Here is an 18,123-nt window from a genome sequence, read left to right on the forward strand (position 1 = left end):
TGGAACGAGCGCGGGCTCAATCCACTTCGTTCAGTGCGTCGGACAGCGCGTTGACCAGGTTGTCGATCTCGCGCTTCTCGGCGATGAACGGCGGCGCGAGCTGGATCGTGTCGCCGCCGTAGCGCACGTAGAAGCCCTTCGCCCAGCAGCGCATCGCGATTTCGTACGGGCGCCGTGCCGGCTCGCCCGGCAGCGCGGCGATCGTCAGGCCGGCCGCCAGCCCGTAGTTGCGGATGTCCGCGATGTGGCGCTGGCCCTTCAGCCCGTGCACGGCCGCCTCGAAATGCGGCGCGAGATCGCGCACGCGGGCCACCGCGTCTTCCTTCACCAGCAGGTCGAGCGCCGCGACGCCGGCCGCGCAGGCGACCGGGTGCGCCGAATACGTGTAGCCGTGCGGGAACTCGAGCATGTACTCGGGGCCGCCCGCGGCCATGAACGTGTCGTAGATCTCCTTCGTCGCGATCACGCCGCCGAGCGGCTGCGTGCCGTTCGTCACCTGCTTCGCGAAGTTCATGATGTCCGGCACCACGCCGAATGCGTCGGCGCCCGTCATCGCGCCGGCCCGGCCGAAGCCCGTGATGACCTCGTCGAAGATCAGCAGGATGTCGTGCGCAGTACAGATGTCGCGCAGGCGCTTCAGATAGCCCTTCGGCGGCACGACCACGCCCGCCGAACCGGAGAACGGCTCGACGATCACGGCCGCGATGTTCGATGCGTCGTGCAGCGCGATCAGCTCGAGCAGGCGGTCGGCCAGCTCGGCGCCGTGCTCCGGCATGCCGCGCGAGAACTTGTTCTCGGCCAGTTGCGTATGCGGCAGGAAGTCGGCGTCGAGGCCCTGGCCGAACAGCTTGCGGTTCGGCCCGATCCCGCCGACCGAGATGCCGCCGAAGTTCACGCCGTGGTAACCCTTCTCGCGGCCGATCAGGCGCGTCTTCGTGCCCTTGCCTTTCGCGCGCCAGTACGCGCGGGCCAGCTTCAGCGACGTGTCGGCCGCTTCCGAGCCCGAGCCCGTGAAGAACACGTAGTCGAGGCCGGCCGGCGTGAGTTCCTTGATCTTGTTGGCGAGCTCGAACGATTTCGGATGGCCGAACTGGAAGGCCGGCGCATAGTCGAGCTGCGCGACCTGACGGCTCACGGCTTCGACGATTTCCGTGCGGCCGTGACCGAGGCCCGTGCACCAGAGGCCCGACAGGCCGTCGAAGATCTTGCGGCCTTCGGCGTCGGTGTAATACGCGCCCTTGCCCGACACGATCAGGCGCGGATCGGCCTTGAACTGGCGGTTCGCCGTGAACGGCATCCAGTGCGCATCGAGCCACGCGGCGTCGGTGCGGAGGTTGGTTTCGTCGTGCTGGGCGGTGGTGATGTCGGTCATGTCGGTCGGCGCGGCGCGCCCCTCCTCCTGGTAATGATGTTGCACATTGTCGGGACGCCAATTAGTCTTTTGAATATCGCAATATCAATGTTCACTTGCTCATCCATGCAAGCAAAGAAACCGAAGAGCCGCGCGCTGCTCGGGCAGCTCAGCGACATGGACCTGCGCCTGCTGCGAGTCTTCAAGGGCGTCGTGCAGTGCGGCGGGATGGCGGCGGCCGAGTTGGAACTGAATATCGGCATCTCGACGATCAGCCGGCACGTGAAGGATCTGGAAACGCGGCTCGGCCTCGTGCTGTGCCGGCGCGGCCGCGCGGGCTTCACGCTGACGCCCGAGGGGCAGACGGTGTACGAGGAAACGCTGCGGCTGCTCGCGTCGATGGAAGCATTTCGCAGCAGGATCGACGGCATTCATGACAGGATGGGCGGAGAACTGCACATCGCGGTGTTCGACAAGACGGCCACCAATCCGCATGCGCGCCTGGGCGACGCGATTCGCCAATTCGCGGACGAAGCGCCCGACGTCGCGCTGAACCTGCACGTCGCGTCGATCAACGAGGTCGAGCGCGGGATCATCGACGGCAGCTATCAGGTCGGGATCATTCCGGCGCACCGCAACTCGGGCAGCCTCGTGTATTCGTCGCTGTTCGACGAACGGATGCTGCTCTATTGCGGCCGCCAGCATCCGCTGTTCGACGCGCCGCACGGCAAGCTCACGTGGACGACGATCCGCAATCACGCATTCGCCGGGCTCGGTTTCCATTCGCCGAACATGGAACTGAGCCATCGCGCGAAGCTCACCCGCAGCGCGACCGCGTCGGACCAGGAATCGATCGCGACGCTGATCCTGTCCGGCCGCTATCTCGGCTTCCTGCCCGATCACTACGCGGAGAGTTTCGAAAACAAGGGGCTGATGCAGCCGGTCGCGCCGCACCGGTTCAATTACCAGTGCCGGTTCGTGAGCCTGCTGCGGCGCTCGCCGCGGCCGTCGCGGGCCGCGCTGCTGTTCCAGTCGTGCCTCGAAGCCGCGCATGCGGCGGTGCGGCCGGCGGCGTAGCGGTTTCCGGCTCGGTCAGGCCCCGTCGCCGCGCGGGCCCGGCCACGCCCGCCTGAGTGCGACGAAATGGGTCGCGACGCTCTGCGATAATGCCAACCTCTTTCCGTTTCCACGCCGCCTTCCGCCATGACGCAGCCGTCCGCCCCGCTCTCCACCGATCTGCCGCCGATCTCGTGCCTGCCCGGCGACGCGCTGCCGTGGTTGCCGATGAGCGCCGACCTGCCGGGGCTCGCGATCAAGTACCTGCACATCAATGCGGCCGAGGACACGCTTACCGCGCTGCTGAAGATGCCGGCCGGCGGCACGCTGCCGCGCCACCGCCACGACGGCGAGGTGTTCGTCCATACGCTGCAGGGGGCGTGGCGCTACCGCGAATACGACTGGGTCGCGCGCGCCGGTTCGACGGTGCTCGAACCGGCCGGCTCGGTGCATACGCCGGAAACGCTCGGCGCACCCGGTGAGGATGTCATCACGCTGAACGTGATGCGCGGCGACCTCGTGCTGCTCGACGACGACGGCCGCGAAACGGCGCGCGAGAACTGCCGCGTCGCGCTGCTGCGCCAGCGCAAGCATGCGCGGACGGCGCCGGATGCGGCCTCGGCGTTCGTGACGCGGTAAGTACATGACAAGACAGGCGACGTCGGCGCCGCGCGATCCGCGCGGCGGTGCCGCGGCCGATCGCCCGAATGGCCGCCGGCACGCTTCGCCGGCCACCCCGCTCGTTACCGAAATCGCCGGAAAAACCGCCGAATATCGTCGGCCAGCAGATCCGGCTCCTCCATCGCGGCGAAATGGCCGCCGCTCGGCATGTCGGTCCACTGCGCGACGTCGAACACACGTTCGAGCCAACTGCGCGGCGGGCGGCTGATCTCCTTCGGAAAACGCGCGAACGCGACCGGCGCCGCCACGCGTTGCCCGGCCGCAAACCGCATCGGCTGCAGCCGGTTTTCCCAATACATCTGCATCGACGAGCCGATGCAGCCGGTGAACCAGTACAGCGATATGCCCGTCAGCAGCGTGTCGTGCGAAAACCGCCGCGCGACATCGCCGTCGCAATCGCTCCACGCACGGAATTTCTCGGCGATCCACGCGGCCAGCCCGAGCGGCGAATCGTTGAGCGCGACGGCCAGCGTCCGCGGCTTCGTCATGTGGACGTGCGCGTACCCGCCTTCGAGCACCGCCCACTCGCCGCGCTGCTTCAGGAACGCCTGCTCGTCGTCGGTCAGCGGCCGCGCCGCGTCGATCGGCGGTTCGTAGTTGCCGGGCAGGTAGTTCAGATGGATGCCGTCGACCACGCCCTCATGCCGCGCACCGAGCGCGACCGACACGCCCGCGCCCAGGTCGCCGCCCTGCGCGCCGAACCGTGGGTAGCCGAGGCCGGCCATCAATTCCGCCCAGCAGTCGGCGACCTGGGCGCCGACGTGCCGGGCGCCGCCGGTGCGGGAGAAAACAGGAAGCCCGGCAGCGACGGCGCGACGATGTCGAATGCGTCGTCCGGATCGCCGCCGAACGCAGCCGGATCGCACAGGCGGTCGATCAGCGCGTGGAATTCGAATGCGGAACCGGGCCAGCCGTGCGTGACGACGAGCGGATAGGGTTTCGGCCCCGTGCCGCGCCGATGCACGAAATGCACGCGCCGGCCGCCGACGTCCGCGACGAACTGCGGCAGCCGGTTCAGCGCACGTTCCGCCGCGCGCCAATCGAAGCCGTCGACCCAGTACGCGGCCAGTTCGCGCAGCCACGTGCCGTCGACGCCCTGCTGCCAGGGCTCGGCCGGTGTGAGGTTCGGCGGGCGGCTGTCGCGCACGCGCCGACGCAGGTCGTCAAGGGCTTGATCGGGTATCGCAATATCGAACGGCTCGGCGCGCATCGTGTCTCCTCGCGAAACATGTCGACGCGATTCTGCGCGCTTTTTCGGACCCGCGCTGGCGGCGGCCGCGTGCGTCAGCGCGTTTCCCGTTCGTCCGCGCGCGCGTCGCGCCGCAACGCCTGCGGCGGCACGCCGAACCCGCGCACGAACGCGTCGCGCATGTGCCGGCGGTCGCGAAAACCGTTCTCCTTCGCGATCACGTCGAGCGGGTGGCGGCTTTGCTCGATCATCAGCCGCGCCGATTCGAGCCGCAGCCGCTCGATCGCCTTCGCGGGCGACTGCCCGGTTTCGAGCGTAAACACGCGGCTGAACTGGCGCGGGCTCAGGTGCACGGCCTCGGCCAGCTCCTCGACGCTGAGCGCACGGCCGAGGTTTTGCCGCGCGTAGTCGAGCGCGTTCTGGATCCGGTCGGATTTCGGCGCAAGCGCAAGCATTTCCGAATGCTGCGACTGGCCGCCGGCCCGGCGCTGATGCATCACCAGCTTGTGCGCGACCGAGCGCGCGGCGTCGGCGCCGAGATCCTTTTCCACCATCGCGAGCGCGAGATCGAGGCCAGCCGTCATCCCGGCCGACGTCCAGATCGGACCGTCGACGATGAAGATCCGGTCGTCCTCGACGCGGATCTCCGGGTAGTGCCGCTGCATGTCGCGGCCGAACGCCCAGTGCGTGGTCGCGCGACGCTGCGCGAGCAGCCCGGCCTCGGCCAGCACGAACGCGCCCGTACAGATGCCGGCGATCCGCCGCGCGTGCGCATTCGCGCGGCGCAGGTACGCGACGACGCCGGCCGGCGCTGGCGCGGCAAGCGGGTCGTTGACGCCCGCGACGATCCACGTATCGACGCCGAGCCGCCCGCGCAGCGCGCGCGTGGCGACCGGCAGCCCGAGCGACGAGCGCACGTCGCCGCCGTCGACCGAATAGTTGTCCATCGCGTAGAACGGCGCGTCCATCCCGATGTTCGCGTACTCGAACACCGACTGCGCGGCGAGCGCCATGATCTGGAAACCGTCGCTGATCAAGAAGCCGATTCGGTGCATATGCGCTCTCCGATCGTGTGCCGATTGGCCCGATGTCCGAAATCATACCCATCTACGTCATTTATGTCGCGGCGCGTCGAGGCCAGAATGCGTTCACGCCATCCGGCCACCCTCATCGAAACGGAGCACATCATGACGCAAGCACATCGCGGTACCGCCCTCATCACCGGCGCGTCGTCGGGCATCGGCGCCGTCTACGCGGACCGCCTCGCGCGCCGCGGCTACGACCTGATCCTGGTCGCGCGCAACCGCGACCGGCTGAACGCCCTCGCCGACCGCATCACGAACGACACGCGGCGCAGCGTCGAGATCGTCGACGCGGACCTCAACGACCGCGCGGCGCTCGCCGCCGTCGAAGCGAAGCTGAAACAGGACGCGAGCATCACGCTGCTCGTGAACAACGCGGGCGTCGGCACGCATGCGCCGCTGCTCGACAGCGACGTCGACGCGATGACGCGGATGATCGACCTGAACGTGACCGCGCTCACGCGGCTGACCTATGCGGCCGTGCCCGGCTTCGTCGCACGCGGCCGCGGCGCGGTGATCAACATTTCGTCGATCGTCGCGATCTCGCCGGAAACGCTGAACGGCGTGTACGGCGGCAGCAAGGCGTTCGTGCTCGCGTTCAGCCAGTCGCTGCATCACGAACTCGCCGAGCAGGGCGTGCAGGTGCAGGCCGTGCTGCCCGGCGCAACGGCCACCGATTTCTGGCAGACGGGCGGCCTGCCGCTCGAGCATCTGCCGAAGGAAATCGTAATGACCGCACAGGACATGGTCGATGCCGCCCTGGTCGGGTTCGATCGAGGCGAACTCGTGACGATCCCGTCGCTGCACGCGGGCGACGAATGGGAGGCGTACGAGGCCGCGCGCCGCACGATGGCGCCGCATTTGTCGGCCGATACGCCCGCGCCGCGTTACACCGCGGCGCGCTAGTTGGCGGCGGGGCCCGCGCCGCGCGGGGCGGCGCGCACGCCGAGCATCAGCGCCACCCCGCTCGCGACCAGCAGCGCGGCGAGCAGGTACACGGCGAGATCCATGCTGCCCGTGCGCGTGCGGATCATCCCGATCACCCACGGGCTGACGATGCCGCTCGTGATCCCGATGCTGCTGATCAGCGCGATCCCGGCCGCGGCCGCGTTGCCGGACAGGTAGCGGGTCGGCACGGCCCAGAAGATCGGCAGCGCGGCGAAGATCAGCGTCGCCGCGATCGACAGGCACGCGAGCATCGCAGCGAAGCTGTGCAGATGCAGCGTCAGCGCCGCGAGTGCGAGGCCGCCGCCGATCGTGCAGCACGCGAAGTGCTTGCGGCGCTCGCCGGTGCGGTCCGAGCGGCGCGCGATCAGCACCAGCCCCACCGCGCCCACCGCATTCGGCACGACCGTGTAGAGGCTCACGGCGACGACGTCGGTCACGCCGAAGTCGCGGATCATCAGCGGCATCCAGAAGTTGAGCGTCAGCGACGCGCAGGTCAGCGAGAAATAGATGAACGCGAACAGGTACACGCGCGGGTTCGCGAGCGCGGCCATCACGCTGCGCCCGTCGTGCGCGCCGCCGGGTGCTCGGCCTTCGGCGCACAGCGCGGCGACGCGCGCCTTTTCGTCGGCCGTGAGCCACGTGGCGTCCCGCGGCCGGTCGACGAGCAACGTGAACGCGGCGAACGCGAGCAGGATCGCCGGCGCGCCTTCGATCGCGAACATCCACTGCCAGCCGTGCAGCCCGAGCACGCCGCTCATGTCGCGCATGATCCAGCCGGACAACAGCCCGCCGAGCACGCCGGCCACCGCGACGCCCGCGAAGAACACCGAGATCGCCGCCGCCCGCCGGTTCGCGGGAAACCAGTAGGTCAGGTACAGCACGATGCCGGGGAAGAAGCCGGCCTCGAACACGCCGAGCAGGAAGCGCAGCACGTAGAAATGCGACGGCTGCGACACGAACATCATCCCGGTCGACGCGAGGCCCCACAGCAGCATGATCCGCGTGAACGTGCGGCGCGCGCCGAACCGCGCGAGCAGCATGTTGCTCGGCACTTCGCAGAACACGTAGCCGACGTAGAACACCGCGGCGCCGAGGCCGTACATCGCATCGCTGAAGCCGAGGTCGTGCTTCATCTGCAACTGCGCGAAGCCGATGTTGATGCGGTCGAGAAACGACACGACGTAGCAGAGGAACAGGAACGGAACGATCCGCCACGCGATCTTGCGGAACAGCAGCGCGTCGCCGATTGCGGAGTCGGATACGGAAGCCGAAGCGCTCGCGTGCGCGAGCGTCGCTTCGGCGGGAAGCGATTGGGGCATGTCTCTCTCCAAACGGGCCGCGCGATGTCGAGCGCGCGGCAGTCTCCGAGGGCGTGCGTGCGCCCTGCTTTCTTGTGAGACCGGATACGGCCGCCGGCTCCGCGGCGCGATGCCGCCGCGAATGCCGCAACCGTCAGGGAAACGGCGGCGCGGTCATCTGAACACCGCGCCGCCGCCTTGAGCGATTCACTCCTGGAGCGCGGCCCACATCTCCTTGTCGCGCTGCGCGGTCCAGATGCGCGGATGCGTGATGCCGCTCGCTTCGTCGAACGCGCGCGACACGTCGAACGGCAGACAGTGCTCGTAGATGAACACGTGGCCGAACTTCGGGTCCATCGCCTCGCGCGTGAGCGCCATCGCCGCCTTCAGGTCGAGATTGCGCTCGACGGCCTTGCGGCCCTGCGCGAGCAGCGTCGTGACGAAATCCTTCGTGTAGTCGAGGCCCTTGTTCACTTCGGCCGGATTCAGCAGCGCGGGGCCGCGGCCCGGGACGAGTTTCTCGGCGCCGAGCGCGCGCAGCGCCTCGAGCGTGGCCGGCCACTGTTCGAGCTGCGCGTCGCCGCAATAGCACGCGGCGTCGTATTCGACGAGGTCGCCGGAGAACAGCACCTTCTGCGACGGCAGCCACACGATCGTGTCGCCCTTCGTGTGGCCCGAGCCGACGTGCATGATCTTCACTTCGAGCTTGCCGAGAAACAGCGTGATCTCGCGCTCGAACACGAGCGTCGGCCACGTCAGCCCCGGCACCGTCTCGACGCCGGCGAACAGGCGCGGGAAGCGCTCGATCTCCGACTTCATGTCGGCCTCGCCGCGCTCGACGATCATCTCGTACGTGCCGCGGCTCGCGATCACGTGCTGCGCGCCTTCGGCGAAATACGCGGACGCGCCGAGCACGCGCACCGCGTGGTAATGCGACAGCACCACGTGCTTGATCGGCTTGTCGGTCACGCTGCGGATCCTCGCGATCAGGTCCTGCGCCATCGCGGGCGTCGCGGTCGTGTCGACGATCAGCACGCTGTCGTCGCCGATGATCACGCCGGAGTTCGGATCGCCTTCGGCTGTGTACGCGTACGCGTTCTCGGACAGCTGCGTCCAGGTGACTTTCTTCTCTTCCAGATCGGCTTGGGAGGCGAATGCTTTGGCCATTGTGCGTTCCGTGGCTGCGAGCCATGTGTTGAGGGGAATGAGCGGATCATCTGCCCGCATCGAATATTTGTCAATGGCAAACACGCTTGCTATTGTCTAATACGGGTAAACCTGCGGGCTGGCGCGAGAAATGGCGTCGGATACCATGCGGGGTTTCGTCAACGGAAGAATCATCGCGTGCAGAACCACGAAGTCAGCGCGGACGATGCGCCGCCCAAGGCGCAGCGCGGCATCCAGAGTGTCGAGGTCGGCGGCCGGCTGCTCGACGCGCTCGCGCGCCGGCGCAAGCCGCTCGGGCTGTCGGAGCTCGCCGCGGCGGCCGACCTCTCCACCGCGCAGGCGCACACCTATCTCGTGAGCCTGACGCGGCTCGCGCTCGTGAAACGCGACGCGATCACCGGCAACTACGAGCCCGGCCCGCTGTCGCTGCGGCTCGGGCTGATGTCGATCGAGCGCCAGCCGGCCTATCGCGCGACGCTGCCGCATGCGGTGCGGCTCGCGGAAACGGTCGGCCTGAGCGTCGCGTTGTCGGTGCCGGGCGTGCTCGGCCCGACGATCGTGCGCATCGAGCACGGCGGCTATCCGTTACACGTGAACCTGCACGTCGGTTCGGTGATGTCGCTCGACACAACGGCAACCGGCCGCGTGTTCCGCGCGTTCGGCGACGCCGCGCAACTCGACGCGATGGCGGCCAGCCAGGCCGGCGCGGGCGATACGCTCGCCGGCGCCGAACGCGAGCCGGCCGCGCCGGACGCCGATGCACAGCACGTCGAACTCGACGCGATCCGCGCGCGCGGCATCGACCGCAGCATCGACCGGCCCAGCCCCGGCGTCAGCGGGATGTGCGTGCCTGTTTTCGATGCACACGGGCGCCTGCAACTCGCGTTGACGGTGATCGGTTCGACGGGATCGATCGATGTCGACTGGAACGGGCCGATCGCGGCGGCCTTGCGCGACGCGGCGCGTCAGGCGACCGCGTCGCTCGGCGCGGTGGATGCGGAACCGACGCCCGCGCCGGCGTTGGCCGCGGCGCGCGTGCCGCCCGCGCTCGCCGACGACGCGAAAGCGCAACGCGGGATCAATGCCCTCGACAGCACCGGCGACTTGCTGCTCGCGCTGGTCTCGGCGGGCCGCGCGCTGCCGCTGCGCGATCTCGCGACGGCGGCCGGCATGCCGGCCGCGAAGGCGTTTCCGCATCTCGTCAGCCTGCAGAAGATCGGCCTGTTGAGCCGCGACGACGCCGGCTGCTTCGACGGCGGCCCGCTCGCGCAGGCGCTCGGCCTGATCGCGATGCAGCGCGTATCGCCGACGCGCGACGCGGAAGCCGAGATCGTCGCGCTCGCCGGCGCGACCGACATGAGCGTGGCCGCCGCGACGCTCGGGCCGCTCGGGCCGACCGTGATCCGGCTCGAGGAATCGGCGCGGCCGCAGCACGTGAGCCTGCAGGTCGGCACCGTGATGTCGCTCGTCAATACGGCGATCGGCCGGCTCTTCGCGTCCGGCATGTCCGACGACGTGCTGGCCGACTTGCTCGCCAACGAGCCCGTGCGCCTCGCCGGCGCGCCCGTCGCGCCGGATGACGCGGCCTTCCGCGCGCGGCTCGCGGCGATCCGCGCGGACGAACTCGATTTCGCGTTCGACGCGCCGGTGCCCGGCATCGGGACGATCGCCGCGCCCGTGTTCGATCACACCGGCAGCATCCGGCTCGTGATCGCAATCATCGGCTCGTCGCGCGGCTTCCCGCGCGGGCCGGACAGCGAGCTGGCGCAGACGCTGCGGGCCGCGACGCGGCGGCTGTCCTGGCGCTTCGGGTGGATCGGCCGGTAATCGCACCCTTTTCCCGAACGGACGCTCGAATCCCTTCTCTCGAATCCCTTTCTTTCTCCCCGCGAGGCCGTGCCGGCACGGCCTCGTCACGCCTATCCGCACGCCGCGGCGGCCAATATTCATGTTGCGCAGCAGCAACATAAATTGTCAGGAATTCCCATATAACGAAATCGAATTTCACAAAGCGGTGACGTTTCGCTATGATTAGGGTTATCCCTAACTCGCCACCTATATGGGGCTTCGTCATGCAAACGTCTAATGTCTCCGATCGTTCCACCCAATCCACTGGCTGGCTCGCACGTGTTGGCGAGCTGCTGGCGGAAGCCTGGGCACTGCACCTCGAGAACTGCGAAGTCATCGCTGAAGCACACGCGCGCCTGCCGCGCTGAGCGGGCAGCCGGATTGCCGGCCGCCGGAGCGCCGGCCGCCTGATCCGCTTGCGCTGACGCACGCCGGCAGCGGCTGTTGCCGCGCCGGTCGTGTAGCAAGAGGCCGGGCGCAACCCGCCGAATGCGCTCACCGCGCGGCGAGCGTTTCAAGATCGTCTTGAGAAGCCGTGTTTCAGGCCGATACCGGCGCCGATTCATCCGTTATCGGCGCGGATTGCTGTAAACCGGTCGCTTCGGCGAGAAACCATTCCCCGCCGGCGCGCGATTGTGCCCGGCCATCGCGGACGGAAGATTCATCCGTTTTCGTGTATCCGCGGGCCCTTTCCCCGGCGAGCCCTTCCTGTCGGCCCTGCGCCGGTTTCCTCCGCGCAAGCGCCAAGCCGCATCGCCGCCCGCCGCGACAACGGCCTCGCCCGCAATTCCCCCGTCACACCTGAATCGAAGGCACGTCCTTCATGCATCGCAGCGCGAACATCGAGCGGCTATGCCGGATGCTCGAAATCCGGTACAGCTTTTCCCGCAGAAAGCGTTCGTAGCCGGCCGTGCCGTCCACCGCCACCTTGATCCAGTAGTCGTATTCGCCCGACACGAGATACGCCTCGAGCACCTCCGGCAGCGCCGCCAGTTCGGCGCCGAAGCGCGCCAGCGCGTCGTCCTCGTGGCGATCGAGCGTGACTTCGAGGACCACGATGTCCGCGTAGCCGAGCTTGCGCTGGTTGACCAGTGCGACATAGCCGTCGATGTAGCCGTCGAGTTCGAGTTGCCGCGTGCGGTTCCAGCAGGCGGTGGTCGACATGCCGATCTGTTCGGCGAGTTCTGCATTCGACAGGCGCGCATTTTTCTGCAATGCACCCAGGATCTTGCGGTCCTGATTGTCGAGCGTTTTCGGCGTGCGTTCGCGGGTAGCCATGACGAGAAGAATCTTCTACTGAAAAACCCGATTCTATCTGAACGCCATTCCGGTTTCAGCGCCGTTTTGCTGGAAAACAGGAAGCCTTTTAACCGGGCCGCTTGATACATTTTCTCCATGCCTGCTGCCCGGCACGCTCCCCGCGATCACCCGTCGCAGCGGGACGCACGGCCGCAATCACGAGTTGCGGCGCCGGCCGGCAGGCATGCGATCCCCCGCCGCCCGCACGCCTATCCGACCGCGTGCGGGGCCGGTGCCTGCTTCCCCGTTCCTTGCCAGTCCGTATGTCGTTCAAGCTTTATCTGTCGTTCCTCGCCGCTTCCGTCGTCCTCATCTATGCGCCCGGCCCCGTCAACCTGCTCACGATGAATCAGGCGCTGCGCACCGGCTGGCGCCGCGCGCTGCCGTGCGTCTGGGGCGGCACGCTCGCCGTGCTGCTGCAACTCGCGCTGACCGCGCTTTGCCTGAATTCGCTCGTCCATCTCGATGAACACGCGCTGACCGTGCTGCGCTGGGCCGGCGCCGCGTATCTCGTGTGGCTCGGCGGCAAGCAATGGCTGAGCCGCACGCCGGCCGGCGCAGCCGCGGCACCGGCCGACGCCAATGCAGGAACGAGGATCGTCGCGCCCGACACCGACACCCGGCGCGCATTGTTCTGGCGCGGCCTCGCGACTTCCGGCCTGAATCCGAAGACGCTGCTGTTCTTTCCGTCGTTCTTTCCGCAGTTCATCAGCCCGACTGCCGACTGGAGCCTGAACCTTCAATACCTGCTGCTCGCCGCGACGTTCGCGCTGCTGTTCGCGGGCGGCGTTGCGTCGATGGCGCTGTTCTCGCACCGGCTGAGCCGCGTGTTGCAGCGGCCGGCGCGGATGCGGGCGATGAACCGCGTGACGGGCGGGCTGCTCGTCGGGATGGGCGCGATCATGGTCGGCTGGAACTGAGAACCGCCGACGCGTTCGTTTCCACGCGACCGCGACACCCCGCACCGGCGGCGACGCCGCCAGTACAATCGCGCGATGTCCGAATTGCTCACTTACGGCGGCCTGTTCGCCGTGTCGATGGTCGCCGCGACCCTGTTTCCGCTCCAGTCCGAAGCCGTGCTCGCCGGCCTGCTGCTCGCCGGGCGCGAACCCGTGTGGGCGCTGGTGCTGGTCGCGAGCATCGGCAATGTCGCCGGCTCGGCGATCAACTGGGCGCTCGGGCGCGGCATCGAGCACGTCCGCGAGCGCCGCTGGTTTCCGGTCAAGCCGTCCGCGCTCGCGCGCGCCGAGCGCTGGTACGCGCGCTACGGCCGCTGGTCGCTGCTGCTGAGCTGGGCGCCGGTGATCGGCGATCCGCTGACGATGATCGCCGGCGTGCTGCGCGAGCCGCTGCCGACCTTTCTCGTCATCGTGACGATCGCGAAGGTCGGCCGCTATCTGGCCGTCGCGTGGGTCGTCACGCACTGATCTCCGCCTCCCCTCGCCCGCCTGCGGGCCCGTGATCTGCGACGCCCGCTAAAGATTTCGCGAAAGTTGCCGTATTAACGGGTCCACGAGCGGTGACGCGTGCGTTCCGCCTCCTCTCACTCCTACTCAGGATGTCTCATGAGAATGACCCAATCGGGCCGAGTGAGCGTCGGCGCGCGTCTGGCCGCGCTGGCGTGCGCGCTCGTCGCCCTGCTGTTTACCGTGTTCGCGTGGACGCTCGCCCATTTCGCCGGCCAGCAGCTCGCCGACGAAGCGCATCAGCGGATCGACGACAAGGAGCAGTCGATCCGCGCGATGGTCGACCTGTTCGACAAGGCACTGAGCGCCGAAGCCAGCCGCTCGATGTCGTTGTTCGCGAGCTTCCTGCCGGCCGATTTCTCGCTCGACCCGGCCCGCACCGTCGATATCGGCGGCGTCGCCGCGCCGACGCTGCTCGCGGGTGGCCAGCCGCTCGACCTCGACTACTCGATTCCCGACCAGTTCCTGAAGAAAAGCGGCGCGATCGCGACGATCTTCGCGCGCGACGGCGACGATTTCGTGCGCATCACGACGTCGCTGAAGAAGCAGGACGGCGCGCGCGCCGTCGGCACGAAGCTCGACCGCGCCGGCCCCGCATATGCGCCGCTCGTCGCCGGGCGCAGCTACACGGGCCTCGCGAAGCTGTTCGGCCGGCCGTACATCACGCAGTACAAGCCGGTGACCGACGTAAGCGGCCGCGTGATCGGCGCGCTGTTCGTCGGCCTCGACATCGGCGCCGAGCTCAAGCTCGTCGAAGACGGCATCCGCGCGCTGAAGATCGGCGACAACGGCTACTACTTCGTGCTCGACGCATCGCAGGGGCCGTCGCGCGGCACCTTCGTCGTGCATCCCGACGCGGCGGGCCAACGGGCCGACGACACGCGCGCGCCCTACGCGCAGATGCTCGCGGCGGCCCAAGGCCGGCTCGCGTACACGTCGACCGACCCGGCCGCGCACGACGCCGGGCCGACCGCGAAATTCGTGTCCTTCACGACGATTCCGCAGTGGCAATGGCTCGTCGGCGGCATCGCGCTCGACGACGAACTGCTGGCCACGATGCGCGCCACCCGCAACCGCTTCCTGATGATCGGCGCCGCGCTCGTCGCGGCGTTCGCGATGCTGTTCGTCATCGTCGTGCGACGCGTCGTGAGCCGGCCGCTGGAAGCCGCCGCCCGCGCGTCCGAACGCTATGCGGCGGGCGATCTCAGCGTGCGCATCCGCGACGGCGCGGCCGCGCACGGCAGCGCGGGCAACGACGAGATCGGCCGGCTCGTGCAGGCGGTCGACGGGATTGGCGACGGCCTCGCGCGAATCGTCGCGCAGGTGCGCAACGGCGCGGCCGACATCGCGCACGGCACGGTCGGCATCGCGGCCGGCAGCAGCGACATCGCCGCGCGAATCGCGACGCAGGCGAGCAGCGTCGAGCAGACGGCCGCCAGCATGGAGCAGATCACCGCCGCCGTGCAGCAGAGCGCCGAGCATGCGGCGCAAGCCAACGCGCTGGTCGCGGACGCATCGGCCGCCGCGACGAACGGCGACGCCGCGGTGCAGCGCGTGGTCGCGACGATGGACGACATCGGCCGCGCGACGCGCCGGATCGCGGAGATCACCGGCGCGATCGAAGGCATCGCGTTCCAGACCAACATCCTCGCGCTGAACGCGGCCGTCGAGGCCGCCCGCGCCGGCGAGCACGGCAAGGGCTTCGCGGTGGTCGCGGCCGAGGTGCGCGCGCTCGCGCAGCGCAGCGCGGCCGCCGTCAAGGAGATCGACGCGCTGAGCGCCGAATCGTCGACGACCGTCGAACAGGGTTACCGGATCGCGGACGCCGCGCGCGGCACGATGCGCGACATCGTCGCGCGGGTCGACCAGGTGCGCACGCTGATCGGCGAGATCAGCGCCGCGTCGCGCGAGCAATCGACCGGCATCGAGCAGGTGAACCTGGCCGTCACGCAGATCGGCGAAGCGACGCAGCAGAATGCGACGCTGATTTCGGATGCCGAGCGCGCGGCCGTCGCGCTGCGCGAGCAGGCCTCGCAACTGTCGGACGCCGTCAGCGTGTTCCGGCTCTGACGCGGCGCGTGACGGACGCCCGATGATCGGCCACGGCCGGGTGCGCTGCCTACTTCTTGTCGCCCGCCAGGTCGATCGCCGTGTTCGAGCCGACCGCATGGCGCAACTGGAACTTCTGGATCTTGCCGGTCGAGGTCTTCGGCAGCTCGCCGAAGCGCACGGCCTTCGGCACCTTGAAGCCCGCGAGCAGTTGCCGGCAGTGCGCGACGATTTCCGCCTCGGTCGCGCTCGCGCCTTCGCGCAGCTCGACGAACGCGCACGGCACCTCGCCCCATTTCGGGTCGGGCATCGCGACGACGGCCGCCACGGCCACGGCCGGATGCCGGTACAGCGCGTCCTCGACCTCGATGCTCGAGATGTTCTCGCCGCCCGAGATGATGATGTCCTTCTTGCGATCCTTGATCCGGATATAGCCGTCCGGCATCAGCACCGCGAGATCGCCGGTATGGAACCAGCCGCCGTGGAACGCCTCGTCGGTCGCCTTCGGGTTCTTCAGGTAGCCCTTCATGCAGATGTTGCCGCGGAACATGATCTCGCCGAGCGTCTCGCCGTCGGCCGGCACCGGCGTCATCGTGTCGGGATCGAGCACCGTCGCGCCCGCTTCGAGGTGGTAGCGCACGCCCTGGCGCGCATTGAGCCGCGCGCGTTCCTCGTCGGACACGGCTTCCCAGTGCGCCTGCTTCGCGCAGACGGTCGCCGGGCCGTAGACCTCGGTCAGCCCGTACACGTGCAGCAGGTCGAAGCCGATCTCCTTCATCTTCGCGATCACCGCCGGCGCGGGCGCCGCGCCCGCGACCATCGCGTGCACCGTGTGGTCGATGCCTTCGCGCAACTCGGCCGGCGCGTTCGCGATCGCGCTCTGCACGATCGGCGCGCCGCAGTAATGCGTGACGCGCTCGCGGCGGATCAGGTCGAACACGGTCTTCGCGTCGAACTTGCGCAGGCACACGTTCACGCCCGCGCGCGCGGCGACGGCCCACGGGAAACACCAGCCGTTGCAGTGGAACATCGGCAGCGTCCACAGATACACCGCGTGCTTCGGCATGTCCCATTCGAGGATGTTGCTGATCGCCGCGAGATACGCGCCGCGATGGTGGTAGACGACGCCCTTCGGGTCGCCCGTCGTGCCGGACGTGTAGTTCAGCGCGATCGCGTCCCATTCGTCGGCGGGCGGCGTCCATGCATGGTCGGGGTCGCCGCCGGCCACGAACGCCTCGTAGTCGGTCGCGCCCGCGAAACGGTCGGGGTCGGCCGGCATCGCGTCGGCCACGCTGACGATCTTCAGGCCCGGCACCTCGAGCGCCGCGCGATGCGCGAGCTCCGCATATTCGGTGTCGACGATCAGCACCTTCGCCTCGCCGTGACGCAGCATGAACAGCACCGACGATACGTCGAGCCGCGTGTTGATCGTGTTCAGCACGGCGCCGGCCATCGGCACGCCGAAGTGCGCCTCGACCATCGCCGGGATGTTCGGCAGCAGCGCCGCGACCGTGTCGCCGCGCCCGACGCCGGCCTGCGCGAGCGCGCTCGCCAGTTGCTTCGCGCGCGTGCAGGTTTCGCCCCACGTGCGCCGCACGTCGCCGTGCACGATCGCGAGGCGCTCGCCGTAGACTTCGGCCGCGCGGATCAGGAAATCGATCGGCGTGAGCGGTACGTAGTTGGCGTCGCGGCGGCCGAGCCCGGCCTCGAACATCTGCGTCATTATCCTGTCTCCCGTGTTCTGTCGACCGGGGCGCATGCACCCCGGATCGTTTTGATGTGGTTCAATTGCCGACAGCCTAACGGGCGATATTGTGAGCCGTCTGTCATCGAAACGACAGAGTGCCGCGCGAGCGCTGCGCGTTATCCCTATCCTCGCAAACCCGCATCCATGCACGACCACCTCGACGCGGCCGCCGACCCGGCCGACACGCTTCCCGAACCGGGCCCGTTGCCGCCGCTGGCGACGCTGTTCGGCCAGTGCGCGTGGTTCCGCACGCTGGCGCCCGAACACCAGGCGCTCGTGCTCGCCCAGTCGCACGTCGCGCAGTGCGACGCCGGCGACGTGATCGCGCACCGGCTCGCGCCGTCCGAATACTGGATCGGCGTCCATCGGGGGCTGCTGAAGCTCGCGATCTTCAACGTATCGGGGCGCGGCTGCACGTTCTCCGGCGTGCCGTCGGGCGGCTGGTTCGGCGAAGGCAGCGTGATCAAGCGCGAGCTACGCAAATACGAGGTCGTCGCGATCCAGCGCTCGACCGTGCTGTTCGTGCCGGTCGACACGTTCCATGCGCTGCTCGACACGAGCCTGCCGTTCACGCGCTTCGTGATTCATCAGTTGAACAACCGGATGGGCGAATTCATCGCGTCGATCCAGAACAGCCGGCTGCTCGACGTCGACGCTCGTGTCGCGCAGGCGCTCGCGCAGCTCTTCAACCCCGCGCTGTATCCGGATACCGGCCCGTCGCTGTCGATCTCGCAGGAGGAACTGGGGATGCTCGTCGGCGTGTCGCGCCAGCGGATCAACCAGGCGCTGCAGCAGCTCGAGAAGCTCGGCGCGCTGCGGCTCGCGTACAACCAGATCGAGGTCGTCGATCTCGATGCGCTCGCGCGTTTCGGCATGGAGCAGCTGTGAGCGCCGCCCGATGCGCGGAACCGTCGCCATCGCGGCGGGGCATTCCGTCTGCGG

At 68.6% G+C, this 18,123-nt stretch carries 14 protein-coding genes and 1 pseudogene; 8 read left to right on the forward strand and 7 right to left on the reverse strand.

The window, feature by feature from the left end:
* Nucleotides 1-16: 16 nt before the first annotated feature.
* Entirely contained in the window at nucleotides 17-1,372 is a 1,356-nt protein-coding gene (locus tag C5F75_RS23495; protein ID WP_059574671.1) for an aspartate aminotransferase family protein, read from the reverse strand.
* Between the two features lie 105 nt (nucleotides 1,373-1,477).
* Between C5F75_RS23495 and C5F75_RS23500 the strand changes: the two genes are divergently transcribed.
* Both C5F75_RS23500 and C5F75_RS23505 read left to right on the forward strand, forming a co-directional pair.
* Nucleotides 1,478-2,428: a LysR family transcriptional regulator gene (locus C5F75_RS23500; RefSeq protein WP_059574482.1), complete on the forward strand. Its 951-nt coding sequence runs from the start codon at nucleotides 1,478-1,480 to the stop codon at nucleotides 2,426-2,428.
* A 126-nt stretch (nucleotides 2,429-2,554) separates the two neighbouring features.
* Entirely contained in the window at nucleotides 2,555-3,046 is a 492-nt protein-coding gene (locus C5F75_RS23505) for a 2,4'-dihydroxyacetophenone dioxygenase family protein (RefSeq protein ID WP_059574484.1), read from the forward strand.
* Between the two features lie 104 nt (nucleotides 3,047-3,150).
* On the opposite strand, the pseudogene C5F75_RS23510 reads toward C5F75_RS23505, so the two are convergent.
* Both C5F75_RS23510 and C5F75_RS23515 read right to left on the reverse strand, forming a co-directional pair.
* Nucleotides 3,151-4,298, reverse strand: a pseudogene (locus C5F75_RS23510) (epoxide hydrolase family protein).
* Nucleotides 4,299-4,372: 74 nt separating this feature from the next.
* Nucleotides 4,373-5,332 carry a GlxA family transcriptional regulator gene (locus C5F75_RS23515; protein WP_059574486.1) on the reverse strand — a complete coding sequence of 320 codons (960 nt, stop codon included), beginning with the start codon at nucleotides 5,330-5,332 and terminating at the stop codon, nucleotides 4,373-4,375.
* Between the two features lie 132 nt (nucleotides 5,333-5,464).
* Here C5F75_RS23515 and C5F75_RS23520 point away from each other — a divergent pair, with 132 nt between their 5' ends.
* On the forward strand, nucleotides 5,465-6,265 hold the full coding sequence (locus tag C5F75_RS23520; protein WP_059574673.1) for an SDR family NAD(P)-dependent oxidoreductase: 801 nt from the start codon (nucleotides 5,465-5,467) through the stop codon (nucleotides 6,263-6,265).
* Here C5F75_RS23520 and C5F75_RS23525 read toward each other — a convergent pair.
* Both C5F75_RS23525 and C5F75_RS23530 read right to left on the reverse strand, forming a co-directional pair.
* A complete protein-coding gene (locus C5F75_RS23525) occupies nucleotides 6,262-7,626 on the reverse strand; it encodes an MFS transporter (protein ID WP_059574488.1) in 1,365 nt (454 codons plus the stop codon). The genes C5F75_RS23520 and C5F75_RS23525 overlap by 4 nt on opposite strands.
* A 186-nt stretch (nucleotides 7,627-7,812) precedes the next feature.
* A complete protein-coding gene (locus C5F75_RS23530) occupies nucleotides 7,813-8,772 on the reverse strand; it encodes an MBL fold metallo-hydrolase (RefSeq protein ID WP_059574490.1) in 960 nt (319 codons plus the stop codon).
* Between the two features lie 177 nt (nucleotides 8,773-8,949).
* Here C5F75_RS23530 and C5F75_RS23535 point away from each other — a divergent pair, with 177 nt between their 5' ends.
* Nucleotides 8,950-10,599 carry an IclR family transcriptional regulator gene (locus C5F75_RS23535; RefSeq protein WP_059574492.1) on the forward strand — a complete coding sequence of 550 codons (1,650 nt, stop codon included), beginning with the start codon at nucleotides 8,950-8,952 and terminating at the stop codon, nucleotides 10,597-10,599.
* A gap of 816 nt (nucleotides 10,600-11,415) precedes the next feature.
* Here the strand turns inward: C5F75_RS23535 and C5F75_RS23545 are convergent.
* Entirely contained in the window at nucleotides 11,416-11,898 is a 483-nt protein-coding gene (locus C5F75_RS23545; RefSeq protein WP_059574495.1) for an Lrp/AsnC family transcriptional regulator, read from the reverse strand.
* A 284-nt stretch (nucleotides 11,899-12,182) separates the two neighbouring features.
* On the opposite strand from C5F75_RS23545, the gene C5F75_RS23550 reads away from it, so the two are divergent.
* The 3 genes from C5F75_RS23550 to C5F75_RS23560 all read left to right on the forward strand — a co-directional run bounded on the left by C5F75_RS23550 (nucleotide 12,183) and on the right by C5F75_RS23560 (nucleotide 15,455).
* A complete protein-coding gene (locus C5F75_RS23550; protein WP_059574497.1) occupies nucleotides 12,183-12,839 on the forward strand; it encodes a LysE family translocator in 657 nt (218 codons plus the stop codon).
* A 75-nt stretch (nucleotides 12,840-12,914) separates the two neighbouring features.
* The gene (locus tag C5F75_RS23555) at nucleotides 12,915-13,346 is read left to right on the forward strand and encodes a YqaA family protein (RefSeq protein ID WP_059574499.1); all 432 of its coding nucleotides are present in this window, start codon (nucleotides 12,915-12,917) and stop codon (nucleotides 13,344-13,346) included.
* 138 nt (nucleotides 13,347-13,484) lie between these two features.
* Entirely contained in the window at nucleotides 13,485-15,455 is a 1,971-nt protein-coding gene (locus C5F75_RS23560) for a methyl-accepting chemotaxis protein (RefSeq protein WP_059608911.1), read from the forward strand.
* 49 nt (nucleotides 15,456-15,504) lie between these two features.
* On the opposite strand, the gene C5F75_RS23565 is transcribed toward C5F75_RS23560, so the two are convergent.
* The gene (locus tag C5F75_RS23565) at nucleotides 15,505-17,157 is read right to left on the reverse strand and encodes an acyl-CoA synthetase (protein WP_059574502.1); all 1,653 of its coding nucleotides are present in this window, start codon (nucleotides 17,155-17,157) and stop codon (nucleotides 15,505-15,507) included.
* 168 nt (nucleotides 17,158-17,325) lie between these two features.
* Here C5F75_RS23565 and C5F75_RS23570 point away from each other — a divergent pair, with 168 nt between their 5' ends.
* Nucleotides 17,326-18,069 (forward strand): Crp/Fnr family transcriptional regulator, encoded by a 744-nt coding sequence (locus C5F75_RS23570; protein ID WP_059574504.1) that lies wholly within the window; start codon nucleotides 17,326-17,328, stop codon nucleotides 18,067-18,069.
* The last annotated feature ends 54 nt before the right edge of the window (nucleotides 18,070-18,123 follow it).

Origin of the sequence: Burkholderia anthinoferrum, from assembly GCF_002925705.1 — a bacterium.
GTDB lineage: Bacteria > Pseudomonadota > Gammaproteobacteria > Burkholderiales > Burkholderiaceae > Burkholderia > Burkholderia semiarida.

Excerpts from the sequence above, each read along its gene's own strand:
- C5F75_RS23560 (WP_059608911.1), top strand. The coding sequence starts at position 13,485 with ATGAGAATGACCCAATCGGGCCGAGTGAGCGTCGGCGCGCGTCTGGCC.
- C5F75_RS23495 (WP_059574671.1), bottom strand. The coding sequence starts at position 1,372 with ATGACCGACATCACCACCGCCCAGCACGACGAAACCAACCTCCGCACC.
- C5F75_RS23545 (WP_059574495.1), bottom strand. The coding sequence starts at position 11,898 with ATGGCTACCCGCGAACGCACGCCGAAAACGCTCGACAATCAGGACCGC.
- C5F75_RS23505 (WP_059574484.1), top strand. The coding sequence starts at position 2,555 with ATGACGCAGCCGTCCGCCCCGCTCTCCACCGATCTGCCGCCGATCTCG.
- C5F75_RS23500 (WP_059574482.1), top strand. The coding sequence starts at position 1,478 with ATGCAAGCAAAGAAACCGAAGAGCCGCGCGCTGCTCGGGCAGCTCAGC.
- C5F75_RS23565 (WP_059574502.1), bottom strand. The coding sequence starts at position 17,157 with ATGACGCAGATGTTCGAGGCCGGGCTCGGCCGCCGCGACGCCAACTAC.
- C5F75_RS23550 (WP_059574497.1), top strand. The coding sequence starts at position 12,183 with ATGTCGTTCAAGCTTTATCTGTCGTTCCTCGCCGCTTCCGTCGTCCTC.
- C5F75_RS23520 (WP_059574673.1), top strand. The coding sequence starts at position 5,465 with ATGACGCAAGCACATCGCGGTACCGCCCTCATCACCGGCGCGTCGTCG.
- C5F75_RS23515 (WP_059574486.1), bottom strand. The coding sequence starts at position 5,332 with ATGCACCGAATCGGCTTCTTGATCAGCGACGGTTTCCAGATCATGGCG.
- C5F75_RS23530 (WP_059574490.1), bottom strand. The coding sequence starts at position 8,772 with ATGGCCAAAGCATTCGCCTCCCAAGCCGATCTGGAAGAGAAGAAAGTC.
- C5F75_RS23525 (WP_059574488.1), bottom strand. The coding sequence starts at position 7,626 with ATGCCCCAATCGCTTCCCGCCGAAGCGACGCTCGCGCACGCGAGCGCT.
- C5F75_RS23555 (WP_059574499.1), top strand. The coding sequence starts at position 12,915 with ATGTCCGAATTGCTCACTTACGGCGGCCTGTTCGCCGTGTCGATGGTC.
- C5F75_RS23570 (WP_059574504.1), top strand. The coding sequence starts at position 17,326 with ATGCACGACCACCTCGACGCGGCCGCCGACCCGGCCGACACGCTTCCC.